Here is a 15,313-nt window from a genome sequence, read left to right as displayed (position 1 = left end):
TGGCCGCCACCTGGTACGGCTATCAGACCCTGTGGGTCAACCGTTATGACCTGCCGTTCGAGGAGCTGGGCACCCAGCCCGTGCGCACCGGCAGCACCCTGAACGATGTGCTGGGATTTTTCCCGGCGGAATGAAGCGTTGCACAACGCGCCCAACGAGTTCGTATTTTTTGATTGAGGAGTTGAACACCATGACCCAACGCACCACCTGCCAGCGGCTGCAAGTTGCCACCAGCCTGTACCGTTTCATTGAAGACAAGGTCCTTCCCGGCACCGGCATCAGCAGCGCCGACTTCTGGAAAGGCTTCGACAAGCTGGCCCACGACCTGGGCCCGAAGAACGCCGCCCTGCTGGCCGAACGCGACCGCCTGCAACTGGAGCTGGACGCTTGGCACAAGGCCAACCCCGGCCCGATCAAGAACATGAAGGCCTACCGCGCCTTCCTGGAAAAGATCGGCTACCTGGTGCCGGTGCCCGCAGCCGTGGCCAGCGACACCACCAACGTGGACGCTGAACTGGCCGTGCAGGCCGGCCCGCAGCTGGTGGTGCCGGTGCTGAACGCCCGCTACGCGCTCAACGCCGCCAATGCGCGCTGGGGTTCGCTGTACGACGCGCTCTACGGCACCGACGCCCTGCCCGAAACCAAGGGCGCCACCAAGGTCAGCGCCGACGGCAAGGGCTACAACCCGGTGCGCGGCGCCAAGGTGATCGAATACGCCCGCTACGTGCTCGACCGCGTGGCCCCCTTGACCAAGGGCTCGCACATCAACTCCACCGGCTACACGGTGGAAGGCGGCAAGCTGGTGGTGGCACTGAAGGACGGCAGCAAGTCGCACCTGGCCGACTGCAACAAGTTCGTCGGCTACCAGGGCAGCGCCGCCGCCCCTTCGGCCATCCTGCTGCGCAACAACGGCATTCACATCGAGATCCAGATCGACCCCAGCACCCCCATCGGCAAGAGCGATGCCGCCGGCGTGAGCGACCTGCTGATCGAAGCCGCCCTGTCCACCATCCTCGACCTGGAAGACTCGGTGGCCGTGGTCGATGCCGACGACAAAGTGGTGGCCTATGACAACTGGCTCGGCATCCTCAAGGGCACGCTGACCGAAGAAGTGAGCAAGGGCGGCAAGACCTTTGTGCGTCGCCTGAATGCCGACCGCGTCTACAAGGGCGCCAATGGCGAAGAGATCAAGCTGCACGGCCGCTCGCTGCTGTTCGTGCGCAACGTTGGCCACCTGATGACCAACCCGGCCATCCTGTACGGCAACGGCAGCGAGATCCATGAAGGCATCATGGACGCCGTCATCACCACCACCATTGCGCTGCACGATCTGAAGGGCCTGACGCAGAACGGCGTGCGCAACTCGCGCACCGGCTCGATCTACATCGTCAAGCCCAAGATGCACGGCCCGGCCGAGGTGGCCTTTGCCAACGAGCTGTTCGGCCGCGTGGAAAAGCTCCTGGGACTGCCGGAGAACACCGTCAAGCTCGGCATCATGGACGAGGAGCGGCGCACCTCGGTCAACCTGCAGGCCTGCATCGCCGCGGCGCCCGCGCGCGTGGCCTTCATCAACACCGGCTTCCTGGACCGCACCGGCGACGAGATGCACACCGCCACGCACGCAGGGCCCATGATCCGCAAGGGCGACATGAAGACCAGCGCCTGGATCCAGGCCTATGAGAGGAACAACGTGCTCGTCGGCCTCGCCTGCGGCCTGCGCGGCAAGGCGCAGATCGGCAAGGGCATGTGGGCCATGCCCGACCTGATGAAGGCCATGCTGGAGCAAAAGATCGCCCACCCCAAGGCCGGCGCCAACACCGCCTGGGTGCCCAGCCCCACGGGTGCGACGCTGCACGCGCTGCACTACCACCAGGTCAAGGTGAGCGACATCCAGATCGAGCTGGAGAAGACCGACGCCGCCGCCGAGCGCGACAACCTGCTGACCGGCCTGCTCACCGTGCCCGTGAGTGCCAACCCGAACTGGAGCGACGCTGAGAAGCAGCAGGAGCTCGACAACAACGCGCAGGGCATCCTGGGCTACGTGGTGCGCTGGGTGGACCAAGGCGTGGGTTGTTCCAAGGTGCCGGACATCCACAACGTGGGACTGATGGAAGACCGTGCCACGCTGCGCATCAGCAGCCAGCACATGGCCAACTGGCTGCTGCACGGCGTGGTGAGCAAGGCGCAGGTGCGCAACACGCTCAAGCGCATGGCCAAGGTGGTGGACAAACAGAACGCCGGCGACCCGGCCTACCAGCCGATGGCCGGCCGCTTCGATGAGAGCAAGGCCTTCCAGGCTGCGTGCGACCTGGTGTTCAAGGGCGTCGAGCAACCGAGCGGCTACACCGAGCCGCTGCTTCACGCCTGGCGTTTGAAAGTCAAGGCAGGCTGAAACGGTCGGCCCGAAGGGCATGAGCGCCGCAGGCGCTCATGCCCACAACACCGGCTTGCGGCTGCCGACCCAGGCCTCGTAGCGCGCCGCGTAGATCTCCTCGATGCGGTTGCGCTTGACCTTGAAGGTCGGCGTGATCACGCCGTTGTCGACCGTCCACGGCTCGGTCACGACGACGATGCACTCGAGCTGCTCATGCGGGTCGAGCGCGGCATTGATCACCTTCAGGTGCGCGGCCAGCGAGGCCTCGAGGTCGCCGCGGCCGCCGTTCTTTGCGGCGTTCGCGGCATCCGGGTTGAGCATCACGATGCCCAGCGGCTGGCCGAGGTTGGCGCCGGTCACGCAGCAGGCCTCGACCGAGGCGTGCATCACCAGCCGGTCCTCGATCGGCGCCGGCGCCACATACTTGCCCTTGCTGGTCTTGAACAAGTCCTTCACCCGGCCGGTGATGCGCAGGTTGCCCTCGGCATCGAGCTGACCCTTGTCGCCGGTGTGCAGCCAGCCGTCGTCGGTGAAGCTCTGGCGCGTCAGCTCGGGCTCCTTGAAGTAGCCCAGCATCGTGCCCGGGCTCTTGACCTGGATCTCGCCGTTGGCCGGGTCGATGCGGCTTTGCACGCCGCGGTAGGTCACGCCGACCGTGCCGGGCCGCGGCACGCCGGGCAGCGTGGCGTGGCTGACGCCGCAGTTCTCGGTCATGCCGTAGACCTCGACGATCGGCAGGCCGAGCCGCTCGTACCAGCGTAACAGCTCGGGCGGCATCGGCGCCGCACCGCCGGCGGCGAACTTGCATTGGTCCAGCCCCAGCGCGCCGAGCACCTTCTTGCGCACGATGGCGCCCAGGATCGGGATCGACAGCAGCCGCTGCAGCTTGGCCGGCGGCATCTTCGCGTGCACCCCCTGCTGGAACTTGACCCACAGCCGCGGCACCGAGAAGAACACCGTCGGCCGCGCGCGCTGCAGATCCTGCGTGAAGGTCTCCAGGCTCTCGGCGAAGTACACGTGCATGCCGGTGGCGAGCTGGCCGTGCTCGACCAGCGTGCGCTCGGCCACGTGCGACAGCGGCAGGTAGCTCAGCATGCGGGTCTTTTCGTCGATCGCCTGCACGCGGTCCAGCCCGGACAGGATGGACCAGGCGAAGGTGCCGAAGGTGTGCATCACGCCCTTGGGCATGCCGGTCGTGCCGGAGGTGTACATGATGGTCGACAGCTCGTCGGCCGGGCGCACCGGCTCGCCTTGCAGCGGGGCGGTCTTGAGCACCTCGTCCCACGGGGTGTAGTCGATCGGCGGCGCCAGCGGCGTGGCGATGCAGGGCAGACCCATGGGGATGCCGTCCTTCATGCCCTCGAATCCATCGAGCTTGCCGACGAACAGCAGCCGCGCCTCGCTGTGCTGCAGGATCTGGCGGATCGTGTCGGCGGACAGCGTGGGGTACAGCGGCACCGAGACGTGGCCGGCCATCCAGATCGCCCAGTCGCAGATCAGCCACCAGGCGGTGTTCTTCGACAGCAGCGCGATGTTCGAGCCGGGCGCGAAACCCTTGTCCTTCAGGTGGGCGGCCAGGCGTCGGACCTGGTCCATCACCTCGCGCCAGGTCAGGTCGAGCACGACCCCGCCGCCCATCGGCTGGGTGAAGGCCACGCGGTCGGCAGCGCTGCGCTCCAGGTGATACAGACGCTGCAGCGCCAGCGCCGAGTCGGGCACCGGCAGGCCGAAGGAGGTGTCGTTGGCGGTCATGGGTGGGGCGCGTGTTGATGAAGCTGGCCGGACAGCGTAGCCAGCCGGGCCCGTCGCCGTCATCGGCGCGAACCCTCACCGGGCGAGGGGGTGGCGCCTGCGCGGGGCCTCAACGCAGGAACGCGTCGTAGCCGGTCTTCAGGATCAGCGCACCGACCACCGCGATGAACACCGCGCGCACGAAGCCCGCACCGTGCTTCAGCGCCAGCCGCGTGCCGACCAGGCTGCCGGCCACGTTGGCCATGGCCAGCACCGCGGCGACCTGCCACCAGACGTGGCCGGTCCAGGCGAACAGCACGATCGCAGCCAGGTTGGTCGAGGTGTTCAGCAGCTTGGCCGCCGCCGAGGCGTGCAGGAAGTCGTAGCCCAGCAGGCGCACGAACAGGAAGACGAAGAAGCTACCGGTGCCGGGGCCGAAGAAGCCATCGTAGAAGCCGATCGCGACGCCGATCGCGCCGGCCACCAGCGGCTCGCGGGCCGCGCCATAACGGGGCGCATGGTGGCGGCCCAGATCCTTGCGCGCCAGCGTGTAGGCCAGGATCGCCAGCAGCACCAGCGGCAGCGCGCGCCGCAGCGCGCTGGCGTCGACACCGGTCACCGCCCAGGCGCCGGCAAAGCTGCCGACCAGCGCCGCCACCATCGCCGGCACCAGCGTGGTGGCGCGCAGGGACACACGGCGCGTGAACTGCAGGGCCGCCCAGGCGGTGCCCCAGATGGCGCCCGCCTTGTTGGTGCCCAGCAGCGTGGCCGGCGCCGCGCCGGGGTAGGCGGCGAACAGCGCCGGCACCAGGATCAGGCCACCGCCACCGACGATGGCGTCGATCAGACCGGCGAGCAGGGAGGCGACAGCGACAGCGAACAGATCCAACATGGGCGCATGCGACGGGACGATGGCGCCCGCCGGGCCGCCCCAAGGGCGCCGCTCCCCCTCGGGGGACGGACCGCGGCGCAGCCGCGGCCTAGGGGGCCGCAAAAGCAAAGGGCGCCAGCGGGTGGCTGGCGCCCTTGCATTCTTGCATGGTCACTCTCGCGGCCTGGGGGATGGAGGCGCGCGGGGGCCTTTGACGGATTGTGGTGTTTGGCCCGGACTTGTCTCCTCGGACCCCCTTCGACCGCGCACCCGTGCAGGGCGGTCGGCCGAAAGTAGCTGCACTCTAACGGTGCGCCACACCTTCGCCCATCGGGTCTTACCCCGTGACCGGCGCAGTCGCCTCGGCCCGCAGCCAGGCCGCGGCCCGTTCGGCGATCATCAGCGTCGGCGCGTTGGTGTTGCCGCTGGTGATGGTCGGCATCACGCTCGCGTCGGCGATGCGCAGGCCGGCCACGCCGCGCACCCGCAGCCGGGCGTCGACGACCGCGTCGGGATCGTCGTCGCGCCCCATCTTGCAGGTGCCCACCGGGTGGAAGATCGTCGTGCCGATGTCGCCGGCCAGGCGGGCCAGCTCGTCGTCGGTCTGGTATTCGACACCGGGCTTGACCTCACGCGGCCGGTACCTTTCGAGTGCCGGCATCGCGGCGATGCGCCGCGTCAGGCGCAGCGACTCGGCCGCGACCTGCCGATCTCCGGGCGTCGACAGGTAGTTGGCGAGGATCGACGGCGCCTCGTCGGGCCGTGGCGAGTTGATGCGCACCCGGCCGCGCGACTCGGGGTTCAGGTTGCACACGCTGGCAGTGAAGGCGTTGAACGCGTGCAGCGGCTCGCCGAAGGCATCCAGCGACAGCGGCTGCACGTGGTATTCGAGGTTGGCGTACGGACGTGCCGGATCCGAACGCGTGAAGGCGCCGAGCTGCGACGGCGCCATGCTCATCGGCCCGCTGCGCCGCGCCAGGTACTCGAGCCCGATCATCGCCTTGCCCCACCAGTTCGAGGCCAGCGTATTCAGCGTCTTGACGCCGTCGACGGCGAACACCGCGCGGATCTGCAGGTGATCCTGCAGGTTCGCACCGACCCCGCGCAGCTCGACCTGCGGCGTGATGCCGTGCGGGTGCAGCCACTCGCCCGGACCGATGCCCGACAGCTGCAGGATCTGCGGCGAGCCGATCGCCCCGGCGGCCAGCACCACCTCGCCGCGGCAGCGCCCCTGCAGCGGCGCGCTGCCACCGAGCGGCAGCACCTCGACGCCGGCAGCCCGCGGGCGGCCGTCGGGGCCGGGCTCGAGCAGCAGGCGGCTGACGGTCGCACCGGTCCAGACCTGCAGGTTCTCGCGCCCCATCACCGGCCGCAGAAAGGCCTTGGCCGCGTTCCAGCGGATGCCGCTGCGCTGGTTGACCTCGAAGTAGCCGACGCCTTCGTTGTCGCCACGGTTGAAATCACGCGTGGCCGGGATGCCGGCCTGCTGCGCGGCTTCGGCGAAGGCATCGAGCACGTCCCAGCGCAGGCGCTGGCGCTCGACGCGCCATTCGCCGCCCGACCGTTTGCCGGTCGGGTCGAAGCCGGGTGCGGCGTGCAACGCATCCTCGCCGCGCCAGTGGTCCTCGTGCTGCCTGAAGAACGGCAGGCAGTGCTCCCAGCGCCAGTTGGCGTCGCCGACCTCGGCGGCCCAGCCGTCGTAGTCGCGCGCCTGGCCGCGCATGTAGATCATGCCGTTGATGCTCGAGCAGCCGCCCAGCACCTTGCCGCGGGGGTAGCGCAGGCGCCGGCCATTGAGCCCGGGATCGGCGTCGGTCTGGTACAGCCAATCGGTGCGCGGGTTGCCGATGCAGTAGAGGTAGCCGACGGGGATGTGGATCCACAGGTAGTCGTCCGCGCCGCCGGCCTCGATCAGCAGCACCCGGCGCTCGGGGTCGGCCGACAGCCGGTTGGCCAGCAGGCAACCGGCGGTGCCGGCGCCGACGATGATGTGGTCGTAGGTCGGGGCTTCGATCATCGGGGCATGGTACGGCCGCTTCCGGGGGGCAGCGAGCGCGAGCGAGCGCGGGGGCCTATTTCTTGAGCTCGTCGAACAGGCGGTACCAGTCGATCCGGCGCGTCAGCATCATCACCGTGGCCACCAGCACGAACAGGCCGACGGTGCCGACAACCAGCGCGGTCTGCTCGCGTGTCAGCAGCACGTAGAGCAGCCCATACAGCCCGGCCAGCGCCGCCCCGAAGGCCGTGCCGGCTCGCCAGCCGCCAAGCATGTGGCTGCCGTAGACGCCCAGCACGGCGGCGCAGGCCAGGCTCGCCGCGAGGTAGGCCAGCTCGAAGCGCAAATGCTCGGACAGGGCCAGCAGCAACATGAAGAACAGGCTCAGCGCCAGGCCGACCAGCGCGTACTGCACGGGGTGCACGCGCCGCACGCGCGGCCGCGCCAGCACCTCGGTCAGCGCCACGGCGACGAAGGTCAGCGCGACGAAGAGCAGGCCGTACTTCACGGCGCGGTCGGACAGCACATATGGGTTGACCGGGTCGATGAAGGAGACCGCCAGCGTGTCCAGGCAGTTCGGGTTGTCGCTCGGGGTGCCGAGTTCGTCGTCGCCCGCCGGTGCCACACCGGCCGCGTCGCCGTTGCACAGCTTCATGCCCTGAGCCACGTCGCGCGCCGCGCTGCTGGCCAGTTCGGTGATCCGCCAGATCGCACCGAAGCCTTCCTCGCTCACCTCGCGCTGCACCGGCAGGAAGCGCCCGCCGAAGGACGGGTGCGGCCAATCCGACTTCAGCGTCCACTCGGTCTGAGCTGCCGCGGGCACCAGCTCGAGCCGGCCGGTGCCGCGCAGGTCGATCGACAACTGCGCCCGCAGCGGCTCCGAAAGCACCCGCCCGGCCAGCGCCGCGTGCAGGCCGCGCGGGTAGGCAGGGTGCTCGGTGCCCGCGCTCACGGCCTGCGGCTGGCCGTCGAGCTTCAGCTCGGCGCGCTGCACGCCGCGCGTATCCGACAGCGCCAGCATCAGCGTCGCCGGGCCGCAGGCCAGGCGCGAGCCGCGCACGCTGGGCGCCGGCTCCAGCGGCTGCAGCGTCGGCCAGTGGGCCTCGAGGTCGAGCCGGCCGAGAAAGCCGTTGATCTTGAACAGGCCGCGGTAGCGCGATTCGGCCGTGGCGAAACTTTTGACATCGAGGCGCTGCGCGGCCAGTTGCAGCGTGAAATCGCGCCGCTCGGGCTGCCGCCGGCGATCCTTGCCCTCGCCGACCTCGACATCCCATTCCTCGACGCATGCCCGGTGCAGCCAGGGCCCGAGCATCGCCTGCGCACCGGCCTGCGATTGCTGCACGCTGTGGATGGCCTCCAGCTGGCGGCCGCGCCGCTCGTCGACCAGAAAGCCGATGCGCGCCAGCAGGATGCCGAGCAGCGTCGCCACCACGGCAATCGCCAGCGCCTTGCTCCAGAGGGAATTCTTCATCAGGGGCCGCCTCCTCGCGGGTCCGGGTTGGGTTGGGTTGGAGGCGACAGCGTCTCGCACGCCGGTGAAGTGGCGATGGGCTGCGTGAAGCGAAAGTGAATTGCAGGCTCAGGCCAGAGGCAGGCGCAGGGTGACCTGCAGCCCCGGCGTGGCGGGCGCGATCTCGAGCGCGCCGCCATGCAGCGCCATCACCTGGCGCACGATCGCCAGGCCCAGGCCGCTGCCCTTGCGCGCGCTGCCGGGCCGGGCGGTCGCGAAGAAGCGCTCGCCCAGGTGCGGCAGCGCGTAGCCGGGCACGCCGGGGCCGTGGTCGCGCAGCACCCAGCGCGCCTGCCCGCCGCCGGCCCGCAACTGCAGTTCGAGGGCCGAGCCGGCCGGCGCGAAATCGATCGCGTTAGCCAGCAGGTTCGACAGCGCCAGCGCGAGCTGCGCCGGGTCGGCACTGACGCGGGCCTCGTCGCGCACCAGCCACCGCAGCGCCAGGCCGTGCTGCTGCAGCGCCGCGGCATGGTCGGCCAGCACGCGGTCGGTCAGCGCGCCGAGCTCGACCACCTCGCGGTGCAGCGGCTGGCCGGGGCTTTCCAGCTTGGACAGCTCCAGCAGCCGGTCGACCAGCTCGCGCAGGCGTTCGACCTGCTCGCCGACCTGCGCGCCGAAGCGGGCCCGATCGGCCTCGGTCAGCGCCGGATCCTCCAGCAGCTCGGCCGCCCCGCGGATCGCGGCGAGCGGGCCCTTGAGCTCATGCGTCAGCGCGCGCAGGAACTGCTCGCGCTGGGCGCGGTCGTCCAGCCGCTCGCGCATCGCGCCCATCGCGCGGGCGAGCTCGCCAAGCTCGCCCGGCAGCTGCGGCGGCGCGCTCGGCGAGGCCGCATCGGCGCCGGCCTGCTGGGCATAGCGGCGAAGGCGCCGCACCGCCCACACGGCCCACAGCGTGACCGCGACGCCGATCGCCAGCGACAGGCCGAGCAGCCACGCCCCGGCGACGAGGATCTTGCGCTCGGCCCGTTCGATGAACGGCGCGACGGTCGACTGCGCCTTGGCCACCGTCAGCACGCCCAGCAGCTCGCCGGCCGGGCCGCGCACCGGCGCGGCGACGTACATCACCGAGCTTGCCTCGTCGGTCTGCACCTCCCGCGTCGCGCGGGCGCCGTACTCGCCGCGCAGCGTCAGCGCCACGTCGCGCCAGCGCGAGTAATCCCGCCCCAGGGCGCCCGGGGCGTTGGCGCCCGTGCCGGCATCGAGCACGACGCGGCCCTGGGCGTCGGTCACGTAGATGCGCAGGTCCAGCCGGCGCTTGTGCAGGCCCCAGATCTGCGCATCGACGGGCCGCGCGGCATAGGCCTGCACGGCCCCGGCGAAGCGGCTGCCGCGCAGGTCGCCGCCGGTGGGCATGGCGGCCAGGTCGGCCGCCGCGTCCTCCGCCAGCAGGTTGGCCGTGTCGACCAGGATGTCCTCCATCACCTCGCGCACGCTGGGCTTGACCTCGGCGACGAAGACGCGCATCACGAAAAAGGCCGCGAGGCCGGTGATGACCAGAAAGCCGAAGAACAGCCGCAGGCCGAGGTGCATGGCGGGTCGAAGGTCAGTCGGGCGCGCGCGGCGGCAGCTGCAACGCGTAGCCCAGGCCCCGGTGGGTCACGATCGGGTCCAGCCCCGGCTGCCGCTCGCGCAGCTTGGCTCGCAGCGTCTTCACATGGGTGTCGACGGTGCGGTCGTTGGCCTCGCAGCCCGGGCCCCAGACCTCGTCGAGCAGCGCGGCGCGGCTCTTGATCCGGCCGCCCGCGCGCAGCAGCGCCTGCAGCAGGCCGAGCTCGAGCCGCGTCAGGTCCAGCGCCTGCCCGGCCAACCAGGCGCGCCGGCCCGCGGCATCGATGTGCAGCAGCGGCGGCTCGGCCGGTGCCGGCGGCGCCCAGGCGGCGCGCCGCAGCAGCGCGCGCACTCGCGCCACCAGCTCGCGCGGGCTGAAGGGCTTGGCGAGGTAGTCGTCCGCGCCAGCCTCCAGGCCCAGCACGCGGTCGATCTCCTCGCCCTGTGCGGTCAGCATCACGACCGGCAGCGTGCGCAGGCGCGCGTCCGCGCCGGCCCGCCAGGTGCGGCACAGGGCGAGGCCGTTGCCGTCCGGCAGGGCCACGTCCAGCACGGCCAGCGCCGGCGGCCGGGCCTTCGCCACGCGGTCGGCTTCGTGCACCAGCAGCAGGTGCTCGACCTGCCAGCCCTCGCGCTCGAAGGCGAAGGCCACCGTGCCGGCGATCGCGGGGTCGTCCTCGAGCAGAAGGATGCGCGCGCCGCGCGCCGGCACCTCGTTCACGGCAAATGGACGCCGCCCAGCACCGGGAACAGCTTGGTCAGGCCATCGGCCAGCAGCTCGACCGCCATCGCGGCCAGGATCAGGCCCATCAGCCGGGTCATCACGTTGATGCCGGTCTGGCCGAGCACGCGCGCGATGCGCCCCGCGGCCAGGAAAGCCAGGTAGGCGGCGACGCCGATCACGACGCCGTAGCCGACCAGCACCGCGTGCTGCCAGAAGGTCTTGGTCTTCTCGGCGTAGATCACCATCGTCGAGATCGTCGCCGGGCCGGTCATCAGCGGGATCGTCAGCGGCACGACGGCGATCGAGGCGCCGGCATCGGCCTTCTCCTGGCCCTGGTGCACATCCTCACCCCGGCTTTCGGCCGGCTGGGCGTTGAGCATGTGGATGGCCGACATCAGCAACAGCAGACCGCCGCCGACCTGGAAGCTGGCGATCGTGATGCCGAAGAACTCGATGATCTTCAGGCCGGCCAGGCCGCTGATCGACACGACCAGGAAGGCCGCCGTGGCGCTGACGCGCATCGTGTGGCGGCGCTGTTCGGGGCTGAAGTTCTGCGTGAAATGCAGGAAGAAGGGCACGACGCCGATCGGGTTGACGATCGCCAGCAGCGCGATCAGCGGCTTGAGCAGGTCCATGCGCGATTGTGGGCGCCGCCGGCGCACTTCATTCATGGGGGGTGCCCGCCGGCAGCCCCGGCGAGTGCCCCGGCGCGGCGCGGAAATACGACACTTCCCGCGCGGGCGCTTTGCCGCCATTGTGGAAATAGTCTCATAATGGTTTTGGGGCAACTCGTCTTTCACGGGTGGGTCGCACCAGATTTGCTGTGTATGGACGCGGCACCTTTGCTTGATGGGTTCACGCTGGGTTGAAGCTCCACATGGTCTTTGTGTTTTGAGCGATTGAGGAGCTTTCCCCATGGGAAACAAGCTTTACGTCGGCAACCTCGCCTACAGCGTGCGTGACGACTCCCTGCAACAAGCGTTTGCCGAATTCGGCACCGTCACGTCCGCCAAGGTCATGATGGATCGCGACACCGGCCGTTCGAAGGGCTTCGGCTTCGTCGAAATGGGCTCGGATGCGGAAGCGCAAGCCGCGATCAACGGCATGAACGGCCAACCCCTCGAGGGCCGCGCCATCGTCGTGAACGAAGCCCGCCCGCGTGAAGAGCGCCCGGGTGGCTTCGGTGGCGGCGGCGGTGGCCGCGGCGGCTACGGTGGTGGTGGCGGCGGTGGCCGCAGCCCCTACGGCGGAGGTGGCGGCGGCGGCTACGGCGGCGGCGGTGGTGGCGGCTACGGTGGCGGCGGCGGCGGTGGCCGCAGCCCCTACGGTGGTGGTGGCGGCAGCCGCGGTGGCAACCGCGGCGGCGGCGGTGGTGGTGGCTACGGCTACTGATCCACGGCGACCAGCTTGAACGAAAAAAGGGCGCAGCGGGAAACCGCGGCGCCCTTTGTGTTTGTGGCGCTGGCGGTGGGCGTCAGGGCTCGCCGCGGCGCTGCTTGCGGCCGCGCCCGGCGAGCAGGCGGTCGAACACCGGGTTCGGCAGCAGGCGCAGCAGCTTGGCCGCCACGCCCATCTGCCAGGGGATGACCCGGTAGCTCACGCCGGCCGAGATCGCGCGGAAGGCGCGTTCGGCGAATTCGGCCGGCTGCAGCATGAAGGGCATGGGGTAGCGATTGCGCGCCGTCAGTGGCGTCGCGATGTAGCCGGGCAGCAGCGTGACGACCCGCACGCCTGCGCCACGGCATTCCCCGCGCAGGCTCTCGCAGTACGCCACGACGCCGGCCTTGCTGGCGCAGTAGGCGCCGTGGCCGGGCAGGCCGCGGATCGCCGCGACACTGGCGATGCCGACCAGCGTGCCGCGCCGGCGCGTGCGCATCGGCTTCACGAAGGGGTGGAAGGTCGCGGCCATGCCGATGTTGTTGGTGGCCAGCGTCTCGCGCATGACGTCCAGGTCCTCGCGGTGCGCCGTGTCCATGCCGACCGAGATGCCGGCGTTGGCGATCACCACATCGGGCAGGCCGAGTTCGGCCAGGCAGCGCTCACCGGCTGCGACGATGCTGTCGACCTCGCTCACGTCGGCCGCGTAGACGCGCCAACGCTCGGGCGCAAAGCCCTGGGCCCGCGCCCAGTCGGCGACGAGCTCGGTTCGGCGGGCGACCAACGCCAGCCGCCAACCCGCCGCGTGGTAGCGCGCCGCCAGCGCCTGGCCGATGCCGCTGGACGCGCCGGTGACGAAGACCAGCGGCGCGATGCGGCTCATTCGGGCGGCCGGGCGGGGCTCATCGCGTCGTCGCCTTCACGTCTTGCGGCAGCAGCACCGCCCGCACATGGCCGCGCAGGGTCACGAGTTGCGTGGTCTCGTCGAACTCCATCGCGTCGGCCACCAGCGTGCTGCCGCCCTGGCGCACGGTGACCGGCTTGTCGGCCTGCACGCGCCGTTCCTTGGCCAGCACCAGCAGGTGATCGCCATCGATCTGGACGCTGTGGCCGTCGGCCGCGGTGCTGAGCACGCGCGCGCCGCCTTGCAGGCTGTAGCGCGAGCTGTCGTCGGCGGCGACGGCCTGGCGTGCCGTGGCCTGGGTGCGGCGGCCATCGGGCCCGGTGGTCGCCACGCGCACCGTGTCGACCTCGATCTCCTCGGTGTCCGGGTAGTGGCGCACCTGCTCGCCTTCGACCTGCGCCACCAGCCGGCCCTCGGCGTTGAAGCGCTGCAGTGTCGCGCGCTGGGCGGTGTAGTCGGGGTCGTGGCGCACCTCGCGGGGCGCGCGCTCGTCGGTCGTGCGCGGCGAGTACCGCGCCAGCCACCAAGTCAGCGCCGCCAGCGCGCTCATCATCAGCAGCGGCAGGTAGGTCGTCAGCAGGCTGCGCAGGCGCTGCGCCCAGGGCTCGGCGCGCCGGCGCTCCAGCGGGGGCCCGGGGGGCGGCGCGCCGATCGCGACCGGCACCTCCGGCAAGTCCGGCAGGTGCAGCTCGGCGCTCGGCAGGCGGCTCTTCACCGGCTGTCCAGCGTCTGCAGGTGGCCGTGCAGCAGCGCCCCGTAGCGGCCGGCGGCCATCAACAACAGGTCGCAGAACTCGCGCGCAGCGCCGTCACCGCCGGCTGCCTGGGTCACATGGTGGGCCACGGCCTTCGCCTCGGCGTGGGCGTTGGCCGGGGCGCAGGCAAAGCCGGCGCGGGTCAGCAGGGGCAGGTCGGGCCAGTCGTCGCCCATCACCGCGAGCTCCGGCCAGTCGACCCCCAACGCGGCCAGCAGCGGCGCGGCGGCGGCCAGCTTGTCGTTGGCGCCGTAGACCGCGTGCGACAGGCCCAGGTCGGCCACCCGGCGGCGCACGGCCGGCGAGTCGCGCCCGGTGATGACGATCGGCACGATGCCACCTTGCGCGAGCAGCTTCAGGCCATGGCCATCGAGCGTGCAGAAGCCCTTGAACAGTTCGCCGTGCTCGCCGATGAACAGCCGGCCGTCGGTCAGCACGCCATCGACGTCGAAGATGGCCGCCTTCATGCCCAGGCCGGCGCCCTGGGCCTTGAGCAGCAGTTCGGGCGGGAAGCTCAGCGCAGCGGCCATCAGATCACCTTCGCCCGCATCAGGTCGTTGGTGTTGATCGCACCGACCAGCAGGCCCGCCTCGTCGACCACCAGCACGCTGGTGATGCGGTACTGCTCCATCAGGTCGGCCGCGTCGACCGCCAGCGCATCGGCGCGCACGCGCTTGGGCTCGGCGTGCATCACCTCGCTGGCCTTCAGCGCGCGCAGGTCGGCACCGGTCTCGAGCAGGCGGCGCAAGTCACCGTCGGTGAAGATGCCGGCCGGGCGGCCACCGTCGACGATCACCGCAAAGCCCAGGCCCTTGTCGGTCATCGTGTGCATCATGTCGATGAAGCCGGTGTCGGGCGGCACGCAGGGCAAGGCGTCGCCGGTGCGCATCAGGTCGTGCACGTGCATCAGCAGCTTGCGACCGAGCGTGCCGCCGGGGTGCGAGCGAGCAAAGTCGTGCTCGCGGAAACCCCGCGCGTCGAGCAGCGCCACCGCGAGCGCATCGCCGAGCGCCATCTGCGCGGTGGTGCTGGCGGTTGGCGCGAGGTTCAGCGGGCAGGCCTCCTGGTCGACTGCGCTGGACAGCGTGATCTCGGCATGCCGGGCCAGCGTCGACCCAGGCCGGCCGGTGATCGCGACCATCGGCACGCCGAGGCGCCGCAGCGCCGGCAGGATCGCATTGATTTCGTCGCTTTCGCCTGAGTTCGAGATTGCCAGCAACAAGTCGCCGGCCGTGACCATGCCCAGGTCACCATGGCTGGCCTCGGCCGGGTGAACGAAGAAGGCCGGGGTGCCGGTGGAGGCCAGCGTCGCGGCGATCTTGCGGCCGACGTGGCCGCTCTTGCCCATGCCCATCACGACGACCCGGCCCCGCGTGGCCAGCATCGCCTGCACGGCGCGGCCGAAGCTGTCGTCCAGCCGGGCACGAACGGCTTGCAGCGCGCTGGCCTCGATGTCGAAGGTCTCGCGCGCCAGCGCGAGGGCGCGAGCGGGGTCGAAGGGCGTGGCGGCAGTGTTCAAGGCGA

13 protein-coding genes and 1 pseudogene are annotated in these 15,313 nt (G+C 70.7%); 3 read left to right on the top strand and 11 right to left on the bottom strand.

Translation table 11 applies throughout. The features are described 5' to 3' along the window. Together VJ693_RS23030 and VJ693_RS23025 are read left to right on the top strand one after the other, a co-directional pair. Positions 1 to 134 (top strand): annotated as a pseudogene (locus VJ693_RS23030) (haloacid dehalogenase); the annotation flags it as partial. Positions 135 to 190: 56 nt separating this feature from the next. Next, positions 191 to 2,392, top strand: a complete 2,202-nt coding sequence (locus VJ693_RS23025; RefSeq protein WP_324158116.1) for a malate synthase G — start codon at positions 191 to 193, stop codon at positions 2,390 to 2,392. Positions 2,393 to 2,428: 36 nt separating this feature from the next. Here VJ693_RS23025 and VJ693_RS23020 read toward each other — a convergent pair whose 3' ends face one another. From VJ693_RS23020 to VJ693_RS22990, 7 genes are all read right to left on the bottom strand, one after another. Beyond that, positions 2,429 to 4,126, bottom strand: a complete 1,698-nt coding sequence (locus VJ693_RS23020) for an AMP-binding protein (RefSeq protein ID WP_324158114.1) — start codon at positions 4,124 to 4,126, stop codon at positions 2,429 to 2,431. A 109-nt stretch (positions 4,127 to 4,235) separates the two neighbouring features. Beyond that, the gene (locus VJ693_RS23015) at positions 4,236 to 4,994 is read right to left on the bottom strand and encodes a TSUP family transporter (RefSeq protein WP_414652352.1); all 759 of its coding nucleotides are present in this window, start codon (positions 4,992 to 4,994) and stop codon (positions 4,236 to 4,238) included. Between the two features lie 319 nt (positions 4,995 to 5,313). After that, on the bottom strand, positions 5,314 to 6,993 hold the full coding sequence (locus tag VJ693_RS23010; protein WP_324158111.1) for a GMC family oxidoreductase: 1,680 nt from the start codon (positions 6,991 to 6,993) through the stop codon (positions 5,314 to 5,316). Positions 6,994 to 7,048: 55 nt separating this feature from the next. Continuing rightward, entirely contained in the window at positions 7,049 to 8,443 is a 1,395-nt protein-coding gene (creD, locus tag VJ693_RS23005) for a cell envelope integrity protein CreD (protein ID WP_324158109.1), read from the bottom strand. A gap of 108 nt (positions 8,444 to 8,551) precedes the next feature. Then, positions 8,552 to 10,012, bottom strand: a complete 1,461-nt coding sequence (gene creC / locus VJ693_RS23000) for a two-component system sensor histidine kinase CreC (protein WP_324158107.1) — start codon at positions 10,010 to 10,012, stop codon at positions 8,552 to 8,554. A gap of 13 nt (positions 10,013 to 10,025) precedes the next feature. Next, positions 10,026 to 10,751 carry a response regulator gene (locus VJ693_RS22995; protein WP_324158106.1) on the bottom strand — a complete coding sequence of 242 codons (726 nt, stop codon included), beginning with the start codon at positions 10,749 to 10,751 and terminating at the stop codon, positions 10,026 to 10,028. Next, positions 10,748 to 11,389, bottom strand: a complete 642-nt coding sequence (locus tag VJ693_RS22990; protein WP_324158103.1) for a MarC family protein — start codon at positions 11,387 to 11,389, stop codon at positions 10,748 to 10,750. The genes VJ693_RS22995 and VJ693_RS22990 overlap by 4 nt, the downstream gene beginning before the upstream one ends. 280 nt (positions 11,390 to 11,669) lie before the next feature. Here VJ693_RS22990 and VJ693_RS22985 point away from each other — a divergent pair, with 280 nt between their 5' ends. Next, on the top strand, positions 11,670 to 12,146 hold the full coding sequence (locus VJ693_RS22985; RefSeq protein ID WP_324158102.1) for an RNA-binding protein: 477 nt from the start codon (positions 11,670 to 11,672) through the stop codon (positions 12,144 to 12,146). Positions 12,147 to 12,228: 82 nt separating this feature from the next. Here the strand turns inward: VJ693_RS22985 and VJ693_RS22980 are convergent, their stop codons facing one another. The 4 genes from VJ693_RS22980 to VJ693_RS22965 are packed head-to-tail and all read right to left on the bottom strand — an operon-like array spanning position 12,229 to position 15,308. Beyond that, positions 12,229 to 13,014, bottom strand: a complete 786-nt coding sequence (locus tag VJ693_RS22980) for an SDR family oxidoreductase (RefSeq protein WP_324158100.1) — start codon at positions 13,012 to 13,014, stop codon at positions 12,229 to 12,231. A 19-nt stretch (positions 13,015 to 13,033) separates the two neighbouring features. Continuing rightward, the gene (gene lptC, locus VJ693_RS22975; RefSeq protein ID WP_324158098.1) at positions 13,034 to 13,750 is read right to left on the bottom strand and encodes an LPS export ABC transporter periplasmic protein LptC; all 717 of its coding nucleotides are present in this window, start codon (positions 13,748 to 13,750) and stop codon (positions 13,034 to 13,036) included. Beyond that, positions 13,747 to 14,319 (bottom strand): KdsC family phosphatase, encoded by a 573-nt coding sequence (locus VJ693_RS22970; protein ID WP_324158096.1) that lies wholly within the window; start codon positions 14,317 to 14,319, stop codon positions 13,747 to 13,749. Before VJ693_RS22970 ends, lptC begins: the two co-directional genes overlap by 4 nt. After that, on the bottom strand, positions 14,319 to 15,308 hold the full coding sequence (locus tag VJ693_RS22965; RefSeq protein WP_324158095.1) for a KpsF/GutQ family sugar-phosphate isomerase: 990 nt from the start codon (positions 15,306 to 15,308) through the stop codon (positions 14,319 to 14,321). The genes VJ693_RS22970 and VJ693_RS22965 overlap by 1 nt, the downstream gene beginning before the upstream one ends. Positions 15,309 to 15,313: the final 5 nt, after the last annotated feature.

The organism is Ideonella sp. (assembly GCF_035254525.1).
Lineage (GTDB): Bacteria > Pseudomonadota > Gammaproteobacteria > Burkholderiales > Burkholderiaceae_C > Ideonella.
The sequence above is the reverse complement of the archived record's forward strand: the minus strand, read 5'-3'. Positions and strand labels throughout refer to the sequence as shown.

Excerpts from the sequence above, each read along its gene's own strand:
- VJ693_RS23025 (WP_324158116.1), top strand. The coding sequence starts at position 191 with ATGACCCAACGCACCACCTGCCAGCGGCTGCAAGTTGCCACCAGCCTG.
- VJ693_RS23020 (WP_324158114.1), bottom strand. The coding sequence starts at position 4,126 with ATGACCGCCAACGACACCTCCTTCGGCCTGCCGGTGCCCGACTCGGCG.
- VJ693_RS23010 (WP_324158111.1), bottom strand. The coding sequence starts at position 6,993 with ATGATCGAAGCCCCGACCTACGACCACATCATCGTCGGCGCCGGCACC.
- creD (WP_324158109.1), bottom strand. The coding sequence starts at position 8,443 with ATGAAGAATTCCCTCTGGAGCAAGGCGCTGGCGATTGCCGTGGTGGCG.
- creC (WP_324158107.1), bottom strand. The coding sequence starts at position 10,012 with ATGCACCTCGGCCTGCGGCTGTTCTTCGGCTTTCTGGTCATCACCGGC.
- VJ693_RS22990 (WP_324158103.1), bottom strand. The coding sequence starts at position 11,389 with ATGGACCTGCTCAAGCCGCTGATCGCGCTGCTGGCGATCGTCAACCCG.
- VJ693_RS22985 (WP_324158102.1), top strand. The coding sequence starts at position 11,670 with ATGGGAAACAAGCTTTACGTCGGCAACCTCGCCTACAGCGTGCGTGAC.
- VJ693_RS22980 (WP_324158100.1), bottom strand. The coding sequence starts at position 13,014 with ATGAGCCGCATCGCGCCGCTGGTCTTCGTCACCGGCGCGTCCAGCGGC.
- VJ693_RS22970 (WP_324158096.1), bottom strand. The coding sequence starts at position 14,319 with ATGGCCGCTGCGCTGAGCTTCCCGCCCGAACTGCTGCTCAAGGCCCAG.